The organism is Aeromonas sp. PrichA-15 (assembly GCF_017939245.1).
GTDB lineage: Bacteria > Pseudomonadota > Gammaproteobacteria > Enterobacterales > Aeromonadaceae > Aeromonas > Aeromonas caviae.
Genome location: NZ_JAGKRH010000215.1, coordinates 1 through 415, shown reverse-complemented (window position 1 = coordinate 415; position 415 = coordinate 1). Strand labels below are relative to the sequence as shown.

Annotated in this window: 1 tRNA gene; it reads left to right on the top strand. The window is 52.5% G+C overall.

Annotated elements, in window-relative coordinates:
- The first annotated feature begins 269 nt into the window (after positions 1-269).
- A tRNA-Glu gene (locus tag J9889_RS19565) sits at positions 270-345 on the top strand.
- Positions 346-415: the final 70 nt, after the last annotated feature.

Genomic DNA, 415 nt, shown 5'->3' with positions numbered 1-415 from the left:
CGAAGTTGTTGAGTGTTCACACAGATTGCCTTGATTCAAAGTAGTTAGAGCAAAGACCTGGTGCGAAAGCATCAGTGCTTATTCAACTTCGGTTGAATGAGAGAAGCCCGTTCGTTGGGTTGGGATGTGAATAGCGGCGCAAGCGGCTACCCAAGCCAGAGTTAGCGATAACAACGAACAGCGCTAAAGGCAAATGCCGCTCGGCCTCGCCGGCTCGGCACTCGCCTTTACAAAATCGCCATCACGCTTGCGTGATGAGCCGCGATTTTGTCCCCTTCGTCTAGAGGCCTAGGACACCGCCCTTTCACGGCGGTAACAGGGGTTCGAATCCCCTAGGGGACGCCACTTCTCTTCGCAGCTCAAGAATGCAGACATAAGCAGTCATGTTTATGTCTGTTTTCTTCGGTCACTGACC